This window comes from Pseudomonas cremoricolorata (genome assembly GCF_000759535.1).
Lineage (GTDB): Bacteria > Pseudomonadota > Gammaproteobacteria > Pseudomonadales > Pseudomonadaceae > Aquipseudomonas > Aquipseudomonas cremoricolorata_A.
Genome location: NZ_CP009455.1, coordinates 581,778 through 605,572 on the forward strand (window position 1 = coordinate 581,778; position 23,795 = coordinate 605,572).

The 23,795-nt window shown below is 60.5% G+C and carries 19 protein-coding genes, 1 other RNA gene and 1 pseudogene; 14 read left to right on the forward strand and 7 right to left on the reverse strand.

What is annotated here, in order from left to right; all coding sequences use genetic code 11:
• Positions 1-63 precede the first annotated feature (63 nt).
• Positions 64-1,992 carry a molecular chaperone DnaK gene (dnaK, locus tag LK03_RS02635; RefSeq protein WP_038410945.1) on the reverse strand — a complete coding sequence of 643 codons (1,929 nt, stop codon included), beginning with the start codon at positions 1,990-1,992 and terminating at the stop codon, positions 64-66.
• Positions 1,993-2,094: 102 nt separating this feature from the next.
• On the reverse strand, positions 2,095-2,652 hold the full coding sequence (gene grpE, locus LK03_RS02640) for a nucleotide exchange factor GrpE (protein WP_038410946.1): 558 nt from the start codon (positions 2,650-2,652) through the stop codon (positions 2,095-2,097).
• A gap of 189 nt (positions 2,653-2,841) precedes the next feature.
• On the opposite strand from grpE, the gene recN reads away from it, so the two are divergent.
• A complete protein-coding gene (gene recN, locus LK03_RS02645) occupies positions 2,842-4,515 on the forward strand; it encodes a DNA repair protein RecN (RefSeq protein ID WP_038410947.1) in 1,674 nt (557 codons plus the stop codon).
• Between the two features lie 75 nt (positions 4,516-4,590).
• Here the strand turns inward: recN and fur are convergent, their stop codons facing one another.
• Positions 4,591-4,995 carry a ferric iron uptake transcriptional regulator gene (gene fur, locus LK03_RS02650; protein ID WP_028695114.1) on the reverse strand — a complete coding sequence of 135 codons (405 nt, stop codon included), beginning with the start codon at positions 4,993-4,995 and terminating at the stop codon, positions 4,591-4,593.
• Between the two features lie 97 nt (positions 4,996-5,092).
• Between fur and LK03_RS02655 the strand changes: the two genes are divergently transcribed.
• Positions 5,093-5,626, forward strand: coding sequence for an outer membrane protein assembly factor BamE (locus tag LK03_RS02655; RefSeq protein ID WP_038410948.1), 534 nt, complete (start codon positions 5,093-5,095; stop codon positions 5,624-5,626).
• Between the two features lie 73 nt (positions 5,627-5,699).
• Here LK03_RS02655 and LK03_RS02660 read toward each other — a convergent pair whose 3' ends face one another.
• A complete protein-coding gene (locus LK03_RS02660) occupies positions 5,700-6,143 on the reverse strand; it encodes a type II toxin-antitoxin system RatA family toxin (protein ID WP_038414577.1) in 444 nt (147 codons plus the stop codon).
• Positions 6,144-6,306: 163 nt separating this feature from the next.
• Here LK03_RS02660 and smpB point away from each other — a divergent pair, with 163 nt between their 5' ends.
• Complete coding sequence (gene smpB, locus LK03_RS02665) at positions 6,307-6,789, forward strand: SsrA-binding protein SmpB (protein ID WP_028695111.1); 483 nt, start codon at positions 6,307-6,309, stop codon at positions 6,787-6,789.
• A 66-nt stretch (positions 6,790-6,855) separates the two neighbouring features.
• Here the strand turns inward: smpB and LK03_RS02670 are convergent, their stop codons facing one another.
• Positions 6,856-7,623, reverse strand: coding sequence for an FCD domain-containing protein (locus LK03_RS02670; RefSeq protein ID WP_038410949.1), 768 nt, complete (start codon positions 7,621-7,623; stop codon positions 6,856-6,858).
• A gap of 254 nt (positions 7,624-7,877) precedes the next feature.
• On the opposite strand from LK03_RS02670, the gene LK03_RS02675 reads away from it, so the two are divergent.
• The 11 genes and pseudogenes from LK03_RS02675 to LK03_RS02720 all read left to right on the forward strand — a co-directional run bounded on the left by LK03_RS02675 (position 7,878) and on the right by LK03_RS02720 (position 18,728).
• Positions 7,878-9,548 carry a lactate permease LctP family transporter gene (locus tag LK03_RS02675; RefSeq protein WP_038410950.1) on the forward strand — a complete coding sequence of 557 codons (1,671 nt, stop codon included), beginning with the start codon at positions 7,878-7,880 and terminating at the stop codon, positions 9,546-9,548.
• A gap of 62 nt (positions 9,549-9,610) precedes the next feature.
• On the forward strand, positions 9,611-10,756 hold the full coding sequence (lldD, locus tag LK03_RS02680) for an FMN-dependent L-lactate dehydrogenase LldD (RefSeq protein WP_038410951.1): 1,146 nt from the start codon (positions 9,611-9,613) through the stop codon (positions 10,754-10,756).
• Between the two features lie 73 nt (positions 10,757-10,829).
• A complete protein-coding gene (locus LK03_RS02685) occupies positions 10,830-13,643 on the forward strand; it encodes an FAD-binding and (Fe-S)-binding domain-containing protein (RefSeq protein ID WP_038410952.1) in 2,814 nt (937 codons plus the stop codon).
• Positions 13,644-13,740: 97 nt separating this feature from the next.
• Positions 13,741-14,022 carry a hypothetical protein gene (locus LK03_RS02690; RefSeq protein ID WP_038410953.1) on the forward strand — a complete coding sequence of 94 codons (282 nt, stop codon included), beginning with the start codon at positions 13,741-13,743 and terminating at the stop codon, positions 14,020-14,022.
• A 101-nt stretch (positions 14,023-14,123) separates the two neighbouring features.
• Positions 14,124-14,515, forward strand: a transfer-messenger RNA (tmRNA) gene (gene ssrA, locus LK03_RS21715).
• A gap of 373 nt (positions 14,516-14,888) precedes the next feature.
• Positions 14,889-15,131, forward strand: coding sequence for a hypothetical protein (locus LK03_RS02695; protein WP_038410954.1), 243 nt, complete (start codon positions 14,889-14,891; stop codon positions 15,129-15,131).
• A 143-nt stretch (positions 15,132-15,274) separates the two neighbouring features.
• Positions 15,275-15,541 (forward strand): DUF3077 domain-containing protein, encoded by a 267-nt coding sequence (locus LK03_RS02700; protein WP_038410955.1) that lies wholly within the window; start codon positions 15,275-15,277, stop codon positions 15,539-15,541.
• Positions 15,542-15,805: 264 nt separating this feature from the next.
• Positions 15,806-17,083 (forward strand): annotated as a pseudogene (locus tag LK03_RS02705) (YfjI family protein).
• Positions 17,067-17,426, forward strand: coding sequence for a hypothetical protein (locus LK03_RS02710; RefSeq protein ID WP_038410956.1), 360 nt, complete (start codon positions 17,067-17,069; stop codon positions 17,424-17,426). The pseudogene LK03_RS02705 and the gene LK03_RS02710 overlap by 17 nt, the downstream one beginning before the upstream one ends.
• Positions 17,404-18,384: an integrase domain-containing protein gene (locus LK03_RS02715; RefSeq protein WP_038410957.1), complete on the forward strand. Its 981-nt coding sequence runs from the start codon at positions 17,404-17,406 to the stop codon at positions 18,382-18,384. The genes LK03_RS02710 and LK03_RS02715 overlap by 23 nt, the downstream gene beginning before the upstream one ends.
• Positions 18,381-18,728, forward strand: a complete 348-nt coding sequence (locus LK03_RS02720) for a hypothetical protein (protein WP_049870411.1) — start codon at positions 18,381-18,383, stop codon at positions 18,726-18,728. Before LK03_RS02715 ends, LK03_RS02720 begins: the two co-directional genes overlap by 4 nt.
• An 818-nt stretch (positions 18,729-19,546) precedes the next feature.
• Here LK03_RS02720 and LK03_RS02725 read toward each other — a convergent pair.
• Positions 19,547-22,669, reverse strand: a complete 3,123-nt coding sequence (locus tag LK03_RS02725) for a type I restriction endonuclease subunit R (RefSeq protein ID WP_038410958.1) — start codon at positions 22,667-22,669, stop codon at positions 19,547-19,549.
• A 186-nt stretch (positions 22,670-22,855) separates the two neighbouring features.
• Positions 22,856-23,794: a COG2958 family protein gene (locus tag LK03_RS02730; protein ID WP_038410959.1), complete on the reverse strand. Its 939-nt coding sequence runs from the start codon at positions 23,792-23,794 to the stop codon at positions 22,856-22,858.
• Position 23,795: the final 1 nt, after the last annotated feature.

The following is a 23,795-nucleotide window of genomic DNA, read 5'->3' on the forward strand; positions in this document are numbered from 1 at the left end:
GCGCGGCGACATCCTATCAGCTCACCGCCTGTGGGCGGTGCGCTGACCGACAACTTGCAGGGATTACTGCTTGTTGTTGTCTTTCACTTCTTCGAACTCGGCGTCGACCACGTCATCGTGCTTGGCTTCCGGCTCGGCCTGCTGCGCGCCGCCCTGAGGCTGCTCGCCGCCCTGCTGCTCGGCGTACATCTTCTGAGCGACAGGTGCGGAGACCTTGGACAGCTCTTCGACCTTGGCGTCGATGTCAGCCTTGTCGGTGCCTTTGACGGCCACTTCCAGGGCTGCAACCGCAGCTTCGATGGCGCTCTTCTCGTCAGCGCTGACCTTGTCACCGGCATCGGCGACCATCTTGCGAGTCGAGTGCACGAGCGCATCACCCTGGTTACGGGCAGCGGCCAGCTCTTCGAACTTGCGGTCTTCCTCGGCGTTTGCCTCGGCATCACGCACCATGCGATCGATTTCCTCGTCGGACAGACCGGAGTTGGCCTTGATCACGATCGACTGGGTCTTGCCGGTTGCCTTGTCTTTGGCGCCGACGTGCAGAATGCCGTTGGCGTCGATGTCGAAGGTCACCTCGATCTGCGGCACGCCACGCGGCGCTGGCGGGATGTCGGCCAGGTCGAACTTGCCCAGCGACTTGTTCTGCGCCGCCTGCTTGCGCTCACCCTGCAGCACGTGGATGGTCACTGCGCCCTGGTTGTCATCGGCAGTGGAGAACACCTGCGACTTCTTGGTCGGGATGGTGGTGTTCTTCTCGATCAGCGCGGTCATCACGCCGCCCATGGTTTCGATACCCAGGGTCAGCGGGCTGACGTCGAGCAGCAGAACGTCTTTCACGTCACCGGCCAGAACGGCGCCCTGGATGGCAGCACCCATGGCCACGGCTTCGTCGGGGTTGACGTCCTTGCGCGCTTCCTTGCCGAAGAAGTCAGAAACCGATTTCTGCACCAGCGGCATACGGGTCTGACCGCCGACCAGAATCACGTCGTCGATCTTGTTGGCGTCGATGCCAGCGTCTTTCAGGGCGATGCGGCAAGGCTCGATGGTGCGCTTGACCAGGTCTTCGACCAGCGATTCCAGCTTGGCACGGCTGATCTTGACGTTCAGGTGCTTTGGACCGGTTGCGTCGGCAGTGATGTAAGGCAGGTTGACGTCGGTCGACTGGGCCGAAGACAGCTCGATCTTGGCTTTCTCGGCAGCCTCTTTCAGACGCTGCAGGGCCAGGGGATCGTTCTTCAGGTCCATGCCGGACTCTTTCTTGAACTCGTCGACGAGGTAGTCGATCAGGCGCATGTCGAAGTCTTCGCCACCCAGGAAGGTGTCGCCGTTGGTGGCCAGTACTTCGAACTGGTGCTCGCCGTCGACTTCGGCGATTTCGATGACCGAGACGTCGAAGGTGCCGCCGCCCAGGTCGTAGACGATGACAGTGTGGTCACCCTTGGCCTTGTCCATGCCGTAGGCCAGGGCCGCGGCGGTTGGCTCGTTGATGATGCGCTTGACGTCCAGACCGGCGATGCGACCGGCATCCTTGGTGGCCTGACGCTGGCTGTCGTTGAAGTAGGCCGGAACGGTGATCACCGCTTCGGTGACGGGCTCTCCGAGGTAGTCTTCGGCGGTCTTCTTCATTTTCTTCAGCACTTCGGCGCTGATCTGCGGCGGGGCCATTTCCTTGCCGGAAGCCTCGACCCAGGCGTCACCGTTGTTGGCCTTGACGATCTTGTACGGGACCAGCTTGATGTCTTTCTGCACGACATCTTCTTCGAAACGACGGCCGATCAGGCGCTTGACCGCGAACAGGGTGTTCTGCGGGTTGGTCACTGCCTGGCGCTTGGCCGACTGACCGACGAGGATCTCGCCATCGTTGGCGTAGGCGACGATCGACGGCGTGGTGCGCGCGCCTTCGGCATTTTCGATGACCTTGACGTTACCGTTTTCGAGGATGGAAACGCACGAGTTGGTGGTCCCCAGGTCGATACCGATGATTTTACCCATGTTTACTCTCCCGAAACTTGAATTAGGTAGCCGCGACTAGCTCTGGCCAACTGCGGAAATACTTGAAGGCTTGACACCTAGATGGGGATGCCCAGACAGATTTCAAGCCTTTTCATCGATAGAAGGCTGAGGTGCCGTCGGCGCCTTGCTGACCACCACCATGGCAGGGCGCAGCAGGCGGCCGTTGAGCAGATAACCCTTCTGGAACACCTTGAGCACGCTGTTGGGCTCGACCTCTGCGCTCTCTTCCATGGCCATGGCCTGGTGATGTTCGGCGTTGAACGGCTCACCCTGCGGGTCGACGGTTTCGAGGTTGTAACGCTTGAGGGTGTCGCCGAACATTTTCAGGGTCAGCTCGATACCGTCACGCATGGGCTTGATGGTCTCGTCGTTGGCGCTGGACAGCTCCAGGCCACGCTCCAGGCTGTCGATCACCGGCAGCAGGTCGGCGGCGAATTTCTCGAGGGCGAACTTGTGCGCCTTCTCGACATCCTGTTCGGCACGCCGGCGAACGTTCTGCAGGTCGGCCACGGCACGCAGCGATTGATCCTTGGCGGCGGCCAGCTGCTCCTCGAGCTCCAGCACCCGGGCATCGGCGGTGTTTTCTGCACCGGCCTGCTCGACGTTGAGGTCTTTTTCGTTCAGCTGTTCGTCAGCCATCGGTTCTCTCCTGGGCAATTTGTGTTCTTCGAGCAGGGCTCGACGGTCTGCTGGCTATATGGGGCCGGAAAAATCACCTTCAAGGGCTGACGTGACCTGGATTGCCTCTGCACACCGACGAACAGACCATTGTCAGGCCAACGAGAAACACTGTATAAATAACCAGACCTGACACTCGGGAGCAGCCCCATGCTGGTGCATCTGTCCATTCGCAACTACGCCATCGTCGAACACCTCGATCTCGAGTTGGCGCGCGGCATGTCGGTGATCACCGGCGAAACCGGCGCGGGCAAGTCGATCATGCTTGATGCCCTCGGGCTGGCCCTGGGTGACCGTACCGACAACGGCGTGGTCAGGCCGGGCGCCGACAAGGCCGACATCCTCGCCACCTTCGACCTGGTCGACATTCCGGAAGCCGCAGCGTGGCTCGCCGACCGCGACCTCGATCACGACGGCCCGTGCATTCTGCGCCGAGTCATCACCGCCGAAGGGCGTAGCCGTGGCTACATCAATGGCACGCCCTGCCCGTTGGCCGATCTCAAGGCCTTGGGCGAGCTGCTCATCGACATTCACAGCCAGCACGAGCACCAGTCGCTGCTCAAGGCCGATACCCATCGTCGCCTGCTCGACGAATACGCCGGCGCCATCGACCTTGCCCGACAAGTACAACTGGCCGCCCAGCGCTGGCGCCAGACCCGCCAGGAACTCGAGCGCCTGTCCAACTCCGGTGACGAGCAGCGCGCCCGTCAGCAATTGCTCAGCTATCAGCTCGAAGAACTCGACAACCTTGGCCTGGGTGAAAATGAGCTCGAACAGATCGAGCAGGAACACAAGAACCTGACCAACGCCGAAGCGCTGTTCGGCATCTGCCGCCAGGTCATCGACCAATGCAGCGAGAGCGACTCGGGCAACGTGCTCAGCGCCCTCACCAGCAGCCTCAATCGCCTGGGCGCGGTGTCCAACACGCCGCGCGCGCTGGGCGAAGCGGTCAACCTGCTGTCGAGCGCACAAATCCAGATCGAAGAAGCGGTGGGCGAACTCAACCGCTTCCTCGACAACTTCGATGCCGACCCGGCGCGTTTGCAGTCGCTGGAAGAGCGGCTCGACACCATCTATACCCTCGCCCGCAAGCATCGCGTCCACCCCACCGAACTGCCGCACCTGCAACAGCGACTGCTGGAGGAACTTGAAGGGCTCAATGCCAGTGACGAATCCCTCGAGCGTCTGGGTGAAGAGCTCGCCGCCTTTGCCAAGCACTATCAGGAAAAGGCCAAGCAGCTGAGCGCGCTGCGCACCACTGCCGCCGTACAACTGGCCGGCGCGGTAGAGCAGGAGATTCAACGTCTGGGTATGCCCGGCGGGCGTTTTTGCATCGAACTCACCCCCTTGGGCAGCAACGACCTGTCGCCCAACGGCCTGGAGCAGATTGAACTGCTGGTCAGCGCCAACCCCGGGCAACCGCTCAAGGCGCTGGCCAAAGTCGCCTCCGGAGGTGAGCTGTCGCGCATCAGCCTGGCGATTCAGGTCATCACTGCGCAAACCTCGCGCATCCCCACCCTGGTGTTCGACGAAGTGGATGTGGGCATCGGTGGGCCGACCGCTGAAATCGTCGGCCAGTTGCTACGCCGGCTTGGCGATCGTGGCCAGGTATTGACCGTAACGCACCTGCCGCAGGTGGCCGCACAGGGTCATCATCACCTGTTCGTGCATAAAGTACGCAACGACGACAGTACCCATACTGCCGTGGCCCACCTCGGTCGGCGTGAGCGCGTGGAAGAAGTGGCACGCATGCTCGGCGGCATCGACCTGACCAAGGAATCGCTCGCCCACGCGCGCAAGATGGTGGTTACCGGCAAGGCATGAGGATGTATCGATAAACGGCTGAAACAAAAACGGCGACCATCGAGGTCGCCGTTTTTGCAGGTAACGATTATTTCGTTACTTCTTCTTACGTACGTACAGGACCAGATTGTGGTCCACCAATTCGTAGCCATGCTCGGCCACGATCTCGCGTTGACGACGCTCGATTTCAGCATCCATGAACTCGATGACTTCGCTGGTTTCCACGTTGACCATGTGGTCGTGGTGGCCACCGTCAGCCAGCTCGAATACCGCATGACCGCCGTCGAAGTTGTGGCGAACCACCAGACCCGCCGCTTCGAACTGGGTCAGTACGCGATACACGGTTGCCAGACCGACATCCTCGCCAGCCTCCATCAGTGCCTTGTAAACGTCTTCAGCACTCATGTGACGCTGCTCGGCGGAGTCGAGCATTTGAAGAATCTTCACTCGAGGTAGAGTCACCTTGAGACCGGCTTTGCGCAATTCGCTATTTTCAACCATGGTCAGCTTTCTCGCCGATGCTGCTTCGCAGCTTCTCTTAATACGGGTATGATCGGGGTTTACGTTGTCCAGCCAAGATAGTGGAAGTCGCCCACCGATGCAAAACACCAAGCTCTTGCTAACCAGCCTCACCCTCGTGGGACTGCTCGCACTCGCCGGTTGCTCGTTTCCCGGGGTTTACAAAATCGACATCCAGCAGGGCAATGTCGTCACGCAGGACATGATAGACCAATTGCGTCCGGGAATGACCCGACGGCAAGTGCGGTTTATCATGGGCAATCCCCTGCTCCAGGACACCTTCAATACCAATCGCTGGGATTACCTCTACAGCCTTCAGCCTGGCGGCGGTAAGCGTCAGCAGGAGCGCATGAGCATCTTCTTCAACGAAAGCGATCAGCTCGTCAGCCTGTCGGGCGACTTCATGCCTGGCGTGAGCCGCGACCAGGAAATCCTTGGCGGCGGCAGCGAAACCAGCGTCAGCCCAGGCACCGAGCAGACGCCATCCACGCCTGATGTACAGGAACGGCCGGCCAAACCAGGCTCTGTGGAAGAGTCGATCCAGCGCGAAATCGACGATGTCGAAACCACGCCGGTGCCGACTCCGGCGCCGCTGGAAACAGCGCCGCAGTAAGCAGAAAAAAACCGCTCCTTGAGCGGTTTTTTTTCGTCTCGACGCTGAGCGATGCGCTATCGCTCAAGCCTGCTCAATTGCTTGCGCCATGCAGTTGCTTGGCCCGCTGGCAAAACGCATCGACCAGGGTGTTGGCAGCCTGGTTGAACAGCGGCCCCAGGGTGGCGCGAATGATCGGCCCGGCGTAATCGAACGACAGATCGAGGCTGATCTTGCAGGCTTTCTCGCCCAGCGCCTTGAACACCCATACACCATGCAGCTGGGTGAACGGCCCTTCTTCCAGGTTCATTTCAATGGACTGCCCCGGCACCAGCACATTGCGCGTCACGAAGTGCTGGCTGACGCCACCCTTGGCCACCTCCAGCTTGGCGCGCATATGGGTTTCGCTGGCTTCGAGCACGGTCGAAGCCGAACACCAGGGCAGGAAATCAGGGTAACTGGCGACATCGTTGACCAGATCGTAGAGCGCCTGGGCAGGGTATGGCAGCAGGGCGGAGCGTTGAATATGGGTAGTCATCCAGGCGTCACTTCCAAGGCTGGGCGGCGGCACTTCGCAGCATGCCGATAACGGGTTCTGCACAGAGAACAGTGCCTGCATTGTCCGGTATTCATTGCAGTGGCTCAAGCACACCGAAATCCCGTAGCCGACCGCGCAATGACTTGCCTATAATGCCGCCCCTATGGCTAAACAAAAGAAACATCCGACCGGGACCATCGCGCAGAACAAGAAAGCGCGTCACGACTACTTCATCGAACACAAATTCGAGGCCGGACTGGTCCTGTCCGGTTGGGAAGTAAAGAGCCTGCGGGCCGGCAAGGCGCATCTGGTAGACAGCTACGTGCTGCTCAAGGATGGCGAAGCCTGGCTGTTCGGCAGCCACATCACCCCGCTGACCACCGCCAGCACCCACGTCATCGCCGACCCGATGCGCACCCGCAAGCTGCTGCTCAACAAGCGCGAACTCGAGCGCCTTGAAGCTGCCGTGGCGCAAAAGGGTTACACGTGTGTGGCCTTGGCGTTGTTCTGGAGCAAGCACCTGATCAAGTGCGAAATTGCTCTGGGCAAGGGCAAGAAGGAGTTCGACAAGCGCGACACCGTGCGCGAACGCGACTCCAACCGCGAACTGCAGCGTGCAGTGCGCAACAAGGGCAAGGAAGACTAAAGGTCAGCCTGAACAGCCTGCCGCGACCCGGCGGGCTTGCCTGCTACTCAACCCCCTCCCCTCACTTCAACGCCCGTTGCGCCGCTCGGCCCGCGCCACGCGCTGCGCCTCCTGCTGGGCCTCGGCCAGCACTTCCTGCACATACAGAATGTGCCGACTCGACACCTCCCGCGCCTCATCCGCTCGCCCGTCCATGATCGCCTGATACAACTCACGGTGCTGACCGATCAGCATGTCGCGGGTTTCTGTGCGCTGCTGATACATGCCGCCGATGTTGGTCACCACGTTGCGCTTGAGCAGGTCAAACAAGCCGCGAATGGTGTGCAGCAACACCGCGTTGTGGCTGGCTTCGGCAATCGCCAGATGGAAGCGCGCATCGGCGGCGCCCTCCTCGGCGCGGCTGACCTCATCGACACGGGTGTAGCAATCCTGCAAGGTGGCGAAGGCAGCGGTGAGGCGTTCGCGATCAGGCTCGGTGGCCCGCTGCGCAGCGTAATAGGCACATGACGCCTCCAGGGTGTGGCGAAACTCCAGCAAATCGCGCTGGGCATCACCGTTGCGTTCGAGCAGTTGCAACAGCGGGTCACTGAAGGTCGAGCCCAGCGATTCGGCGACGTAGTTACCGCCGCCCTGACGGCTGATCAACAGCCCCCGCGCCACCAGTTTCTGAATCGCCTCGCGCAACGACGGACGCGACACCCCAAACTGCTCGGCCAGGGCCCGCTCGGCCGGCAAACGCTGCCCTGCACTGAGCGTGCCCTCGAGAATCATTCCCTCCAGACGCTCGACGATATCGTCGGACAGGCGCCGTTGGCGGACCTGATCAAAAACCATCACATGCTCTCCACAGACTCCGGGCTGATCCCGAAGCGCTCTATTCTCGCCGATCCGGCGGCTGACCACACTCGGCAGATGAGGAAATTCTGCCCCTTGCAGTACGCCGTTCATCGCCATGCGACCAAAGTTGGCGGCGAGACAAATTGACACACCCACAAGGAGGCTTTTAACCTAGCGACCAGCCATTGTAAATTGGTATTACCAATTACCCAATGCCATTGCTGACCAACAACAATTAGGGGTTTCCCCATATGCAAACTTGGCAACAAATCTACGCCCCACTGGGCAGTCTCGGCCTGTCTGCCCTGGCCGCTGTCGTTCCGATCATCTTCTTCTTCCTGGCGTTGGCGGTGTTCCGCCTCAAAGGGCACGTGGCCGGTAGCATCACCCTCGGCCTGTCGATCCTGGTTGCCATCTTTGCCTTCAACATGCCTGCCGACATGGCCTTCGCCGCGGCCGGCTACGGTTTCCTGTACGGCCTGTGGCCGATTGCCTGGATCATCGTCGCGGCGGTGTTCCTTTACAAACTCACGGTCAAGAGCGGCCAGTTCGAGGTCATCCGCAGCTCGGTGTTGTCGATCACCGACGACCAGCGCCTGCAAGTGCTGCTGATCGGCTTCTGCTTCGGTGCATTCCTCGAAGGCGCCGCCGGTTTCGGCGCACCGGTGGCGATCACCGCCGCCCTGCTGGTCGGCCTGGGCTTCAACCCGCTGTACGCTGCCGGCCTGTGCCTGATCGCCAACACCGCGCCGGTGGCGTTCGGCGCCTTGGGCATTCCGATCATCGTCGCCGGCCAGGTGACCGGCATCGACGCCTTCCACATCGGCGCCATGACTGGCCGCCAGCTGCCGTTGCTGTCGCTGTTCGTGCCGTTCTGGCTGGTGTTCATGATGGACGGCGTTCGCGGCGTGAAAGAAACCTGGCCCGCCGCCCTGGTGGCCGGCCTGAGCTTCGCCGTGACTCAGTACTTCACCTCCAACTTCATCGGTCCGGAACTGCCGGACATCACCTCGGCCCTGGCCAGCCTGATTGCCCTGACCCTGTTCCTCAAGGTCTGGCAGCCCAAGCGCTCGATGACCCAGGCCCAGGGCAGCAGCGCCGCCGCGGTGCTCAGCGTCGGTGGCAGCCAACCTACGCCGTACAGCTTCGGGGCAATCTTCAAAGCTTGGTCGCCGTTCCTGATCCTCACCGTGCTGGTGACCCTCTGGACCCTCAAGCCCTTCAAGGCGGCCTTCGCGCCGGGCGGGGCGATGTACAACTTCGTCTTCAACTTCGCCATCCCGCACCTCGATCAGTTGGTGATCAAGACCGCGCCGATCGTCACCACTGCCACGGCCATGCCGGCAGTGTTCAAGTTCGACCCGATCTCGGCCACCGGTACGGCGATCTTCATTTCCGCGCTGCTGTCGATGTGGGTACTCAAGGTCAATGTAAAAACTGGTCTGACCACTTTGAAAGAGACCCTGTGGGAGCTGCGCTGGCCGATTCTGTCGATCGGCATGGTGCTGGCCTTCGCCTTCGTCACCAACTACTCCGGCATGTCGTCGACCATGGCCCTGGTCCTGGCCGGCACCGGCGCAGCGTTCCCGTTCTTCTCGCCGTTCCTCGGCTGGCTGGGCGTGTTCCTGACCGGCTCCGATACCTCGTCCAACGCCCTGTTCAGCTCGCTGCAGGCCACCACCGCGCACCAGATCGGCGTCAGCGATACCCTGCTGGTGGCGGCCAACACCAGCGGCGGCGTGACCGGCAAGATGATTTCGCCGCAGTCGATCGCCGTCGCCTGCGCCGCCACCGGCCTGGTCGGCAAGGAATCGGACCTGTTCCGCTTCACCGTCAAGCACAGCCTGTTCTTCGCCACCATCGTTGGCCTGATCACTCTGGTTCAGGCCTATTGGCTGACCGGCATGCTGGTCCAACACTAAAGTGAAAGGGACCGGGCGCTCGCCAGCGCCCGGTGTCCCGGCCACCCACGCTGCGAGAAACCATGATCATTTCCGCCTCCACCGACTACCGCGCCGCGGCCCAGCGCAAGCTGCCGCCCTTCCTCTTCCACTACGCCGACGGCGGTGCGTACGCCGAGTACACCCTGCGCCACAACGTCGAAGACCTGGCCAGCATCGCCCTGCGTCAGCGCGTGCTGAAGAACATGTCCGAGCTGAACCTTGAAACCCAACTGTTCGGCGAAACCCTCAGCATGCCCGTGGCCCTGGCCCCGGTCGGCCTGACCGGCATGTATGCCCGCCGCGGTGAAGTGCAGGCCGCGCGCGCTGCGGCAGCGCACGGCATTCCGTTCACGATGTCGACAGTGTCGGTGTGCCCCATCGAAGAGGTGGCCCCGGCCATCAATCGGCCCATGTGGTTCCAGCTCTACGTGCTCAAGGACCGCGGCTTCATGCGCAACGCCCTCGAGCGGGCCAAGGCCGCCGGGGTCAAGACCCTGGTGTTCACCGTCGACATGCCAGTGCCCGGCGCCCGCTACCGCGACGCCCACTCAGGCATGAGCGGCAGCAACGGCCCGCTGCGGCGCATGCTGCAAGCCATGACCCACCCACAATGGGCGTGGGACGTCGGCGTCATGGGCCGCCCGCATGATCTGGGCAATATTTCCACCTACCGCGGCAATCCCACCGGCCTTGCCGACTACATCGGCTGGCTGGGCAACAACTTCGACCCGTCGATCTCGTGGAAAGACCTGGAATGGATTCGCGACTTCTGGGACGGCCCGATGATCATCAAGGGCATTCTCGACCCGGATGATGCCCGCGATGCGGTCAAGTTCGGCGCCGATGGCATCGTCGTCTCCAACCACGGCGGCCGCCAGCTCGATGGCGTGCTGTCCAGCGCCCGCGCCCTGCCGGCGATTGCCGATGCAGTCAAAGGCGAGCTGAAGATTCTGGCAGATTCGGGGATTCGCAGTGGCCTGGACGTGGTGCGCATGATCGCCCTCGGCGCCGACAGCGTGCTGATCGGCCGCGCCTTCCTTTATGCACTGGCCACCCACGGCGAAGCCGGCGTCGCCAACCTGCTGCAACTGTTCGAAAAAGAAATGCGTGTGGCGATGGTGCTGACCGGCGCCAAGTCGGTCAGCGAGATCACCCGCCACTCGCTGGTGCGCGAACTCGGCGCCTGAGGCGCCCGCCTGTTTACTGCCTGATTGTCGGGACATGCAGCGCGTCAGACGCTGCAGCCCGCAAGGAGACTGCATGACCCTGCCCGCCTCGTTCCTGCGCGATGCCGCGCACGTGATTCCTGCCGAACGCCGCTTCGACGACGCCACCTCGACCCTGGCCTTCGGCACCGACGCCAGCTTCTACCGGCTGATTCCCAAGCTGGTGGTGCGCGTCGAATCCGAGGACGAAGTGGTGGCGCTGCTCAAGCTGGCCCAGCGCGACCGCGTGCCGGTGACCTTCCGCGCCGCCGGCACCAGCCTCTCGGGCCAGGCCATCAGCGACTCAGTACTGATCGTGCTCGGCGACAACTGGAACGGCCGCGAAATCCGCGGCGAAGGCACGCAGATCCGCCTGCAACCGGGCGTCATCGGCGCCCAGGCCAACGCCTGGCTGGCCCCCTACGGACGCAAGATCGGCCCCGACCCCGCCTCGATCAACGCCTGCAAGATCGGCGGCATCGTTGCCAACAACGCCAGCGGCATGTGCTGTGGCACCGCGCAGAACACCTACCACACCCTCGCCGGCCTGCGCCTGGTGCTGGCCGACGGCACCCGGCTCGACAGCGAAGACCCAACCAGCGTCGCCGCCTTCGAACAGAGCCACCCGGCGCTGCTCGCCGAGCTGGCCCGCCTGGGCCGCGAAACCCGCGCCAACACAGCGCTGGCCGAGCGCATCCGGCACAAATACCGGCTGAAAAACACCACAGGTCTGTCGCTCAACGCACTGGTGGACTACGACCAGCCGCTGGATATCCTTCAACACTTGCTGGTCGGTTCCGAAGGCACCTTGGGCTTTATCAGCGCCGTGACCTACGACACCGTGCCCGACCACCCGCACAAGGCCAGCGCCCTGGTGGTGTTCCCCAGCGTGGAAATCTGCTGCCGTGCGGTGCCAGTGCTCAAGCGCCAGCCAGTGTCGGCGGTGGAACTGCTCGACCGCCGCAGCATGCGTTCGGTGCAGGCCATGCCGGGCATGCCGGTGTGGGTCAGTGGGCTGTCCGACAGCGCCTGCGCGTTGCTGATCGAGTCCCGCGCCGCCACCCAGAGCCTGTTGCACGAGCAACTGGCGCAGATCATGGCGTCGATTGCCGAGTTTCCGGTCGAACAGCGAGTCGACTTCAGCGAAGACCCGGTGGTCTACAACCAGCTGTGGAAAATTCGCAAAGACACCTTCCCCGCGGTCGGCGCGGTGCGTCAGACCGGCACCACGGTGATCATCGAAGACGTCACCTTCCCCGTCGAACAACTGGCTGAGGGCGTCAACCGCCTGCTGCAACTGTTCGACAAGCACCACTACGCCGAAGCGATCATTTTCGGCCATGCCCTGGAAGGCAACCTGCATTTCGTCTTCACCCAAGGCTTCAACAGCGCCGCCGAAATTGCCCGCTACCAGGCCTTCATGGACGACGTCGCGCACTTGGTGGCGGTGGAGTTCGGCGGTTCGCTCAAGGCCGAGCACGGCACCGGGCGCAACATGGCGCCCTTCGTCGAGCTGGAATGGGGCAGCGACGCCTACCGCCTGATGTGGGCGCTCAAGCGCCTGCTCGACCCCAACGGCATTCTCAACCCCGGCGTGGTGCTCAGCGAAGACTCCGATATCCACCTGAAAAATCTGAAACCGCTGCCCGCTGCTGACGACATCGTCGACAAGTGCATCGAGTGCGGCTTCTGCGAACCGGTGTGCCCCTCCAAGGGCCTGACCCTCAGCCCGCGCCAGCGCATCGTCATGTGGCGCGACATCCAGGCGCGCCGCCGCGCCGGCGAAGACACCCGCGAGCTGCTACAGAATTACCAATACCAAGGCATCGACACCTGCGCGGCCACCGGCCTGTGCGCCCAGCGCTGCCCGGTCGGCATCAACACCGGCGAGCTGGTGAAGAAACTGCGCAGCCAGGCCGCCGAGCACGGCAAGACCGCCGACTGGCTGGCCGACCACTTCAGCACCGCCCTGCGCGGCGCGCGCCTGACCCTGGCCGCCGCCAACGGCGCCCGCAAGCTGCTCGGCGCGCCGCGCCTGGCACGCTGGAGCACCCGCCTCAAGCAAGCCAGCAACGGCGCGCTGCCGAGCTGGACCCCAGCGATGCCGCAACCCCTGCGCCCCATCCCGTTCAACGGCGCCAGCGCCGATGCCCGGCCACGGGTCGTGTACCTCGCCGCCTGCGTATCGCGTGTGATGGGCCCGGCCTTCGCCGACCGCGAACAAAGCTCGCTGCTCGACAAGACCCGCGCCCTGCTGGAAAAAGCCGGCTACCAGGTGATCTTCCCCGAGCAGGCCGACAGCCTCTGCTGCGGCCAGCCCTTCGCCTCCAAGGGCTACGCCGAACAGGCCGAACACAAACGCCAGGAACTGATCGCCGCCCTGCTCCAGGCCAGCCGCGGCGGCCTCGACCCGATCTACTGCGACACCAGCCCCTGTACCCTGCGCCTGGTGCAAGACCTCGGCGACACCCGCCTCGACCTGTACGACCCGGTGCGCTTCATCCGCACCCACCTGCTGGATCGCTTGACCTTCACCCCACAGGCCGAGCCCATCGCCGTACACGTCACCTGCAGCACCCAGCACCTGGGCGAGAGCCAGGCCCTGATCGACCTCGCCCGCCGCTGCAGCAGCAACGTGGTCATCCCCGAAGGCATCCACTGCTGCGGCTTCGCCGGCGACAAAGGCTTCACCACCCCCGAGCTCAACGCCCACGCCCTGCGCAGCCTGAAAGACGCCGTGCAGCATTGCAGCGAAGGCATCTCCACCAGCCGCACCTGCGAAATAGGGCTGTCGAGCCACAGCGGCATCGATTATCACAGCCTCGTTTACCTGGTCGACCGCGTCACCCAGGCCAAGGCCACCGCCTAGTCGCCATACAAAGGCCAGCATGCGGATGGAACCGCCGCCAATACGGCGCAGTCCATCCCATAGGCCCACCTTCCAGAGGCCGGAAAAGGAGATATCCATGAAAGGTACTGCGCTCTCAGCCCTGTTCGCGGCGGCCACACTGCTGGCCTCTCCGGTGTTCGCTGCCGACGACCTCTGCGCCCTCAACCTGCAGAAGATCGACGACAACATGGCCACCCTCAACGCAACCTCCGAAGGGCTGGAGAAATCCCTCGACGAGCACGTAGCCGACGCCAAGGCCGCCCAGGCCAAGGGCGACAACACCAAGTGCATCGAGATCACCAGCAAGGTACTGCTGCGCCTGGACAAAACCGACAAAGGCACAAGCAGCGGCTCGTAAGCCCGACTCGCGGGCGACGCGCCGGAAATTCGACGCCGCCCGCATAAAGGCGTATAGTCCACCCCACGTGCCGAAAGGTACGGTCAGCTAGAGCTGAGTGAGGGGCCGATTAGGATTCGACGCCGGTAGCGAAACTCTAGGTGCATGCCGAGTTGGTAACAGAACTCGTAAATCCACTGTTGCAACTTTCTATAGTTGCCAATGACGAAAACTACGAGGGTTACGCTCTCGCTGCGTAAGCAGCTGAGCCCGCTCTCCTGGTAGCTTCGGCTCCAGCAATCACCAGGGGATGCCTGTAAACCCGAAGTGATTGTCATACAGAACAGGATCGTCGTGTAGCACGTTGGGGGCAAAGCGACTAAAACTTACCCAACTCGTCCAAAGCACCCTGCCACTCGGGCGGCTGCGGATTAACTCAGTTGAGATGGCTAAGCATGTAGTACCGACAGCGGAGTACTGGCGGACGGGGGTTCAAATCCCCCCGGCTCCACCACATTCCATGAAAAAGACGCCCTAGGGCGTCTTTTTTTTGCCTGCGCTTCCGCCACGAACGCGTGCGGCAATAAGCGCAAAGAATCAGATTTAAGCCCTTTCCTGTAGGCAATTTCCCAAAGATACTGCCGCGGCGTGTTTCCCGTTGCGGTCAGATTTCCACGGTCTTAGTCTCGGCGGGCCGTTGCTCATCAACGGCATGACTTTGACAGGTCGCAACGGAAAACAACACGCAGCACGCCCTTATGGCGGCTGTACGTGCGGGCACGCTTGCGTGCGCCGGAACTTGTTGTTTCCACCGGTCTGTCAACCCGCGTACAGCTGCCACCCTTTGTTTGACAGCAGATGGTGGCGGCCTCGAAGAGGAAGCAACCATGTTGAAGATCGTCCCTGATCCGCCTCCCGAACTCCAATCCCTCGAAGACACGCTCATGCATGCCACGGACTACGCGCTCTGCGCAGAGGCCGTAGCCCAGCAGGCGCTGCAAATGGAGCCGAGATCACCGTCCGGTTTGTTGATCGCCGCGGCAATCCACGAAATCGAAGCGCTGAGAAAGCTGCTCGAGTCGGCGCTGGCCCGGGTGCAGATGCCCGTCGACTCACCCATGCAACGGTAACCGGCGCCACCACAATCCCGATCTGGGCTTATCAAAGCCGCAACTCCCGCACGGGCCGTTGACCTGCATTGAAAGTGCCGCTGGAACGGTCCAGCCAGACCCTTCCAGCGAACAGCGCAACCAGGGCATAGGAAAATCCAACAATGACCACCGAATACCAAACCGAATGCACCGTCGGCCAAACCGCATTCTGCCAAGGCGAAAACCACACCACCCCCCTGTTCCGCATCGAACCCGGCATCCCCTGCCGACACGCCCGCGAGCAAGCTTCAGAGCTGCTGGATTATGCGCGATACCTCACCATCGAAGGGCTGATGGAGGACAAACCGAAAATGATCTGGGCTTCGCATTATCTGTGTGCGATGGCGAAGGCGTTGTTGGATGATGCGGAGTTGGGGATGGGGGTGTGAAGGATCTGGGCTGTATGTGGCCATTGCAGCGCTCGGAGGGGCCTAGGTCGCTATCATTGTAAGTTTCGGCCCTTAACCGGTTTTACCCACTGGTGCAGAACTGGCCGTACGAACGCTTTCGATGGAAGCACCCCAAGTGATTCGAACGTTGAAGGTCACGCTGCTCCCGCGGGGGCTCTCCGTGGGTAATTCTTATTCGGCAGCTCGCCTGATTAACTCCCCGGTCGCGACGCTAGGCGATTGTTAGGGCCGGCCTTAGAGCGCATGGCCGCTGTGATCGGCGTGCCCTGCGCCATGGCCTCAGTGCGTTCCAGCCACAGCAGCTGTGGCGAGCCAGGCGCACGCCATGTTCACCTCAACGGCTGGATCTACCCGTTGTCGCTGTACACGCTGACGGTGGCTTGCTCGGGTGATCGCAAAAGCGCGGTGGACCATATTGCGCTGTAGGCCGTACGCGATTGGGAAAGACAGCAGTGGATCGCCTATGGCGAACAGCTCAAGGCGCACCGAGCTGCAATGAGTCTCACCGCGAAGTCACCGACCTCGAAACAATCAGCACAGCTAGCGCTGGACGCCCAACCTGAACCTGTCCAACCAAGACTAATCACTGCTGAGCCGACCATTGAGGGCCTGGTCAAAAGCCTGTGCCACGGCTTGCCCAGCATGGGGCTGTTTAGCGATGAGGGCGGACAGTTTTTGGTCGGTAGCACCATGAGCAAGGACAACATGATCAAGGCGATCACTCATTTGTCGACGCTGTGGGACGGTAGCCCAATTGATCGGTCGCGCTCGATAGCAGGGAAAAGTCTGCGTGCCTATAACCGCCGCCTCAGCATGCACTTGATGCTGCAACCCCGCCTGGCCGACCGCTTGCTTGACGCCGATATCAAGGACCAAGGCATCATGGGGCGCTGCCTGATCAGTTGGCCCGAGCGCCTAGTTGGACAACGGCTGTACAAAGCCATCGACCTGACCCGAGATCCAAAGGTAGACCTGTACCAGCAGCGCATTGCCGCGCTGATGCAGAAGCCTTGGTCACACCACAAAGATGGTGGCCTCAACCCTGCGGCCCTGGAGTTGAGCCCCCGCGCCCGTGAGGCCTGGATTGCCATGCACGACACCATTGAATGCGAGTCCGGGGAATTCGGCGAGATGGTCAACGTGCAAGCTGCCGCAGGCAAAGCCGCCGCGAACGTATTACGCATGGCGGGTGTGATGGCAGTGGTTGAGGAATCGACTGTATTGGAAGACATGCACATTCAGCGCGCCTCTACGCTGATGGACTACTACTTGGCCGAGAACCAACGACTGACTGAACAGGAACCGCTGAATAAGCTTCGCGCAGAGGCCGATTGCCTGCTGCGCTGGTTGATAAAGAAGAACTGGCCACCGTTTCGTCTCCGCGATATTACACGCAACGGCCCTCGCTTTGCCCGTAAAAGCACGCGGCACACCTTCGAGTTATTGCTGCAACTGGTTGCCCATAACTGGCTGAACAATGTCGGGGACATATTCGAGGTGCGCCATGTTCCGCCTCAATGACGCCGTGCGCCGCTATCGGGCGCAACATGGCTCGCCGACCGAGTTACGAAGTGTCGCCGCCACTGCCACCACTTTGTCGCAACGTGCCAATCCATATGCGGCGGGGGTTGTCGCCAGTGTCGCCGCTGTCGCCATTCCAACATCAGAGCCCATCGACCTCGCTCGGCTCATCGAGGAGTTGCAAGAAGAAGGGGGTTTGCTGCAACACGGCGAAAACGCCCTTCTCATCCGCCCAGCACACTGGGGACAGTTGGACAGCGTCAGCGCCCACTTGAAAGCCCTGCTGCTGCACCTACAAACTAACGATCAAGGTGAAGACAATGGCGCTGGTCAGTCGGCCTGACGGTCGCAACTTTGGCTACGGTCGCCAACTGAGCTACGCCGGTCGGCAGGCACTGGAAGACCTGTTTGCCGGCGGTCACTTCGCCACCGTCAAAGCACACAGCGATCGCTGGCAAGCCTTCGTGCGCTGGTGCCGATCGGAGGACGGCCCCGGTTACAACGATGCACGCCAGATTGATCGACAGACGCTCCAAGACTACGCCACATACCTGCGTCAGCAGATCCAACAAGGCAATCTGCGCATCGCTACCGCGCAAAACCGCCTGAGCAGCGTCAACCGTACACTCGCTGCGCTGCGCGGTGATCAGGAAGTGAGAATCATCAGCCCGAGCCTGGCGTTGGGTCTGCAGCGCTCCACAGTCCGCACGCGTGCGCCGGATGGCAGAGATATCCAAGATGTGCTGAGAGTGGTTAAAGCGCTTGGAGAACAACAACACGACCGGGTCGCCGCGATTGCCATGTTGGCCCGGACTACCGGTATGCGCCTACGCGAAACGATCCTAGCTGACCTGCCACGCTTGCACCGAGAAGCCAAACACTTGGGCCGGATCAATATCCAGGACGGTACCAAAGGCGGCCGATCAGGGGCATCAGCGCCACGTTGGATTATCGTCACTGAACAAGTTAAGGCGGCGCTCCAATTTGCGCGTGATGCGTCGCCGCCCCGAAGCCGCAACTTGCTGGCCAGCGACGAAAGCTATTCCGCATTCCTGCAACAGACCGTGCTCCCAGCCCGCGACACTCTGCATGAACACGGGCTGAAAGGATTCCATGAACTGCGCGCTGCTTACGCCTGCGATCGCTATGAGCAACTCACAGGCCACGCCGCGCCAGTCAATGGTGGTCACTGCTATCGCATTGACAGCGGCCTTGATCAACAGGCGCGCCAACAGATCAGCCTTGAGCTCGGACATAACCGGATTGATGTGGTCTCGACCTACATTGGAGGTCGAACGTGACCAAGCCCTTCAATATGGCGCTGTTCCTGAGCGGCGCATTAATTGGCTCGAAGGCCACTCAGCAACGCCACCTAAGGCAAGCACGAGTCATGCAAGTGGCCATCCAACAGCGATGGCAACGAGACAACCCCTGGACTTGGCAGCTCAAGCACGTGCATTGGTTTCTAGTCCATCATTTAGCTATGCACTCGCCCGCTTCGAAGTACTACTACCAGCTGACCGTGCTCTTGATTTTAAAGAAAATGGGGAGGGACTGGTCTTCAGTTACACTTGGACAAGCAAAATCGAAAGACATCGTTTTAAACGTGGCCAAATCAATAGTTAAGCTCGAACAGAGATCCTGACCATTAAAGACCGTCAAGCATTATGCATGAAGACCGCATCTCCCTCTTATCCGCCAGCATACTGAATACCTAATGAGCCCTGCGTTAAACCCACAAGTTCTCCAGAATGTTTCTGGTATACGTCGAACGTTGACAAGAGGTTCATCGGATGCACAGCCCTACGAAAAGGATGCCACAGCCAGTCACAACAGCGATGCTAATTCACCGGCCGGGCCAAAAATTTGATTAACCTGCCGAACTCTCGATAGAGTTTTTAATAACGTTACACTTTAGAACTCAACAGCTGTCTTGCCGATCAATTGGAAATCCGCCTCCATTACCTTCTTCCGCCCTAGCTTTCGGGTACTTGCAACACAAGTTGAGTAATTCTTTACGAGCAAGTGGCGTACCGCTATCATTCGCACTGCGAAGCTCAATTTATTTGGAAAAGGAAAACCTATGACTGTAACGAGACCAGGCAAGGCTCTTCGATGTGCCGGCTGCGGCAAAACTGGAGCTGAAAAGCAAGGAGCAAATAATTGGAAAATGTGTGATGAATGCTATACGCCTTACTGCATTCAGTGTTTCCAATCAGTTCGTAGGAGCTCAACTCATTGCACGGACCATAGCCCTTGGGGTAAGTGGCTAACCGGTAGCGGAACTTTTGCGACGATGACTTTCAAATAAGTCGAGACAGGGCAGGGCTCGATCCAATCGAGTCCTGCCCTGTCAATATTTAGAACGCTTTTGGCACAGCTTGTATATCTTTGCCAAAACTGGAACGTAAGCTACGGCAGAAGTGCGGCAAAATTCTTCACTGAAGCCCACCGAGCTAAAGTTTACAACCATGCCTCGCAAAGCGTTTCCGCCTGGTTGAGGATCAGCTGGGCAGCTTCCTCGGCCTGATCCGGCGGGTACTTGTACTTCCGCAAAATCCGCCGCACCAGGATGCGTAGTTTGGCCCTCACACTTTCACGACTGTTCCAATCGACACTGACATTAGCCCGCAGACTGGCAGTCAACTCGTGGGCGATTTTGGCCAAGATCTCATCACCCAGCTCGCGCACCGATGCCTCATTGTTGGCCAAGGCATCGTAGAACGCCAGTTCGTCATCGTTGAGTCCCAAGGCATCGCCACGCTGACTAGCAGCGGCGAACTTCTTGGCCATTTCGATTAGTTCTTCAATGACCTGAGCGGTTTCGATTGAGCGGTTCTGGTAGCGCTTGATCACATTGGCCAGTAACTCAGAGAATTTCTTCTCCTGGGCCAGATTGGTGCTGTAACGGCTTTTGATCTCACCTTCGAGCAAGCGCTCCAATAACTCAACCGCAAGGTTCTTCTCCGGCAGGTTGCGCACCTCGGCGAGAAACGCATCATCGAGCAGGCCGATATTAGGCTTGTCCAAGCCTACAGCGTCAAAGATGTCCACCACCTCACCGGAGACCACTGCATTGCCGATGATCTGGCGAATGGCCAACTCACGTTCTTCGTCAGTCTTTTTCTGCTGACTGACTTCACGCTTGATCAGGATCACCTTGATTCCCTGGAAGAACGCCACTTCCTCGCGGACGGCCTTGGCTTCATCCAGGGTGCAGCACAGGGTAAAAGCCTTGCTCATGGCCAGTGCGTTGTCGGCAAAACGCTTCTTGCCATCTTCCAGGCCCAACACATGGTTGGCGGCGCCAGCCAGCAGCTTGTGTCCACCGGTGAGGAAATCGCTGTAGTCGAAGCCATGCAGCAGGCTACGCAGGACGTCCATCTTTTCTTCGAGCACCGAGTAGGCCTCATGGGCATCCACGGTAGGTCGGCCCTTACCCTTGCTACCGGTGTACTCCTTGAGTGCAGCTTTCAGTTCATTGGCGATGCCGATGTAATCCACCACCAAGCCGCCTTGCTTGTCCTTGAATACCCGGTTTACCCGGGCTATAGCCTGCATCAGGTTGTGACCCTTCATCGGTTTGTCCACGTAAAGGGTGTGAACGCACGGCGCATCGAAGCCGGTCAGCCACATGTCACGAACGATCACCAACTTGAGCGGGTCGAGTGGATCCTTGAAGCGTTTTTCCAAGCGCTTTTTGACCTGGCCGGAATAGATGTGCGGCCGTAGCAAAGCCTTATCCGAGGCGCTGCCGGTCATAATGATTTTGATCGCACCTTTCTCAGGATCTTCGTCGTGCCAGTCCGGACGCAAGGCGACAATCTCGTTGTACAGGTGCACACAGATATCGCGGCTCATGGCAACCACCATGGCTTTGCCGGGCATCTGCCCCACACTCACCATGCCATGGTTACGTTCCTCGAAATGCTTGACCAGGTCAGCGGCCACGCTATGAACACGTGGTTCTGCACCAACCACTCGCTCTAGGGCGGCCCAACGGCTTCTCAGCCTTGCCTGCTGGTCGTCCTCCTCATCTTCGGCCAGTTCATCGACCTGCTCGTCAATCGCTGGCAGCTCACTCTCTTTCAAGGACAGCTTGGCCAGGCGCGACTCGTAGTAGATGGCAACGGTCGCACCGTCTTCAGTGGCCTGCTGCATGTCGTAGACGTGGATGTATTCACCGAAAACCGAGCGGGTGTCGCGGTCTTCGCTGGATACCGGAGTGCCAGTAAAGGCCACGAAAGTGGCGTTCGGCAGCGCATCGCGCAGATGCTGGGCATAGCCCACCTGGTAACGGGTTCGGCTTTCGGCGGCCTGCAGTACCTCCGAAGTTTTCAGTTCGGCGCCAAATCCGTACTGGGTGCGGTGTGCTTCGTCGGCAATGACCACGATATTCGGGCGATCGGACAGCACCGGGAAGGTGTCTTCATCCGCACCTGGCATGAATTTCTGGATGGTGGCGAAGACAATGCCGCCGCTCGGCCGATTGTTCAGTTTGCGGCGCAAGTCACCGCGCGACTCCACTTGGACGGGCTGTTCGCGCAATAGATCCTGAGACAGCGAGAACACTCCGAACAACTGGCCGTCCAGGTCGTTGCGGTCGGTAATCACCACGATGGTTGGGTTTTCCATTGCTGCTTCCTGCATCACCCGGGCGGCGAAGCAGGTCATGGTGATGCTCTTGCCTGAACCCTGGGTGTGCCAGACCACCCCGCCCTTGTGGCTGCCGCCGGGGCGCGAGGCACTGACCACCTGCCCAATGGCGGCGCGCACCGCATGGAACTGGTGGTAACCGGCAATCTTCTTCACCAGCCGGCCGTCATCCTCGAACAGTACGAAGTAGCGCAGGTAATCAAGCAGCATCGGCGGGGCCAAGGCACCGCGCACCAGGGTCTCCAGTTCGTTGAACTGGCCCAACGGATCAAGAGCCTGACCATCAATAGTCCGCCAGTTCATGAACCGCTCGGCGTCGGCGGACAGGGAGCCCATCCGCGCTTCGCTACCGTCAGAAATCACCAGGATTTCGTTGTACTGGAACAGATCCGGGATCTGCTCCTTGTAGGTCTGGATCTGATCAAAGGCTTTGCCCAGGTCAGCCTTCACATCCGCCGGATTCTTAAGTTCCAGCAGCACCAATGGCAGGCCGTTGACGAACAGGATGATGTCCGGACGCCGGGTATGCTTCGGCCCCTGAATGCTGAACTGGTTGATGGCCAGCCAATCGTTGGCCTTCACCTCGACCCAGTCGATCAGGCGCACGAAGTCGCCACGGGTTTCACCGTCCTTTTGATACTGCACCGGCACGCCGCTGACCAACAGGCGGTGGAACAAGCGGTTGGCCGACAGCTGTACCGGTAGGCCCAGCTCCTGCACCTGCTTGAGGGCATCCTCCCGTGCGGCCAGCGGCACCTTGGGGTTGAGCTTAGCGATGGCACTGCGCAAGCGCTCGACCAGGAGCACCTGACGGTAGCTGTCACGTTCCGGGCTCTCACCGTCATAGGCGATAGTCGGGCCATACACATGACGATAGCCCACCTCTGCCAGCCAGCCGAGGGTTTCCTTTTCCAATTGATCTTCGGTCATTCCACTTCACTTCCTGTGTTCCGTTCTCCGGCCAGCTCCGCCCCGATCTCGACAAAGCTCGGCAGGTTGCTGCCCAAGGTATCGGGCAAATCGTGTAAGAGTTGGTATTGGGCGGTACCGACGGGTGTGTCGATACCAGCTAGCGTGTATTCGGCCACTACCCGCCTAGCAATAACGCTAGTGGCATCACTCGTTAGCCTCCCACTCCCTGGCTGCCATTTCGCCAGTCTGATGGAAGCGCCTTACCCTGCCCAGAAACTCGGCGAAGTCAGCATTTTCTGCCGTAAGGCGGTTGCACATATCCCAGTCGACGTCACTGCGTTCGCGAGCCGGTATCAGAATCTGGCTTTCCGTGGGACTCTGAACGTCTAGCTGAATCACCCCAATGCCATGCGCGGCGGCGAGCATGCGCAACTCTTTCAGTGTGCCGTCGCCCTCTACCGTGGCAGCTACCAGGTAGCCAAAATGCGCCCAAGAAGAGTTGGACACGGCCTGGAAGAAACTTTTGCGTGCATTGGAGCGGTTGAGCAGCAACTTGATTTCGAATGACCACAATCGAGCACGGCGATCGCCCATCACACGAACGCAGTCACGTAAATCTGACATCCAGTCGGCCGTCAGATCTTCCAGACCGACCAGATCCGGATGCAACCATTCGTTGCCCCCGATACCCGCACGGTTGGACGAACGTTTTTCGTTGATCCGCATGGCGTACACACGCTGCTCGTCGGTCAGCAGGTACTCTGCCAAAAGCGGATAGAGCGCATGCTCACGCAACCGCGAGGGCTCAGGCAGGTCTGACGTTACGAGTGCGACACCTTCAGCCGCCGCAACCTCAGCGGTGGCATCCAACTCCGACCAGTAATAGTGACGTGGCCGTCCTTCGGTCGTTTTTAGTTGCGGATGCATCTCCTGCCAGCGCGGACGTGAACCCGAGATCTCCGCCACTAATTGCTGTACAAGATCATCGTCAGTCTTGATGTAGCTGGCACTGCCAGCTTTCTTGACCGCGCATTCGGCCGGAAACTGCTCGAATATCCATTGCGCCAGCTCGCGGGCGGTCTGCTGGGTATCCGGCAGGCTTTGCAGGCGCTCGACGACACGTTGACGTAAACTCAGAGCCATA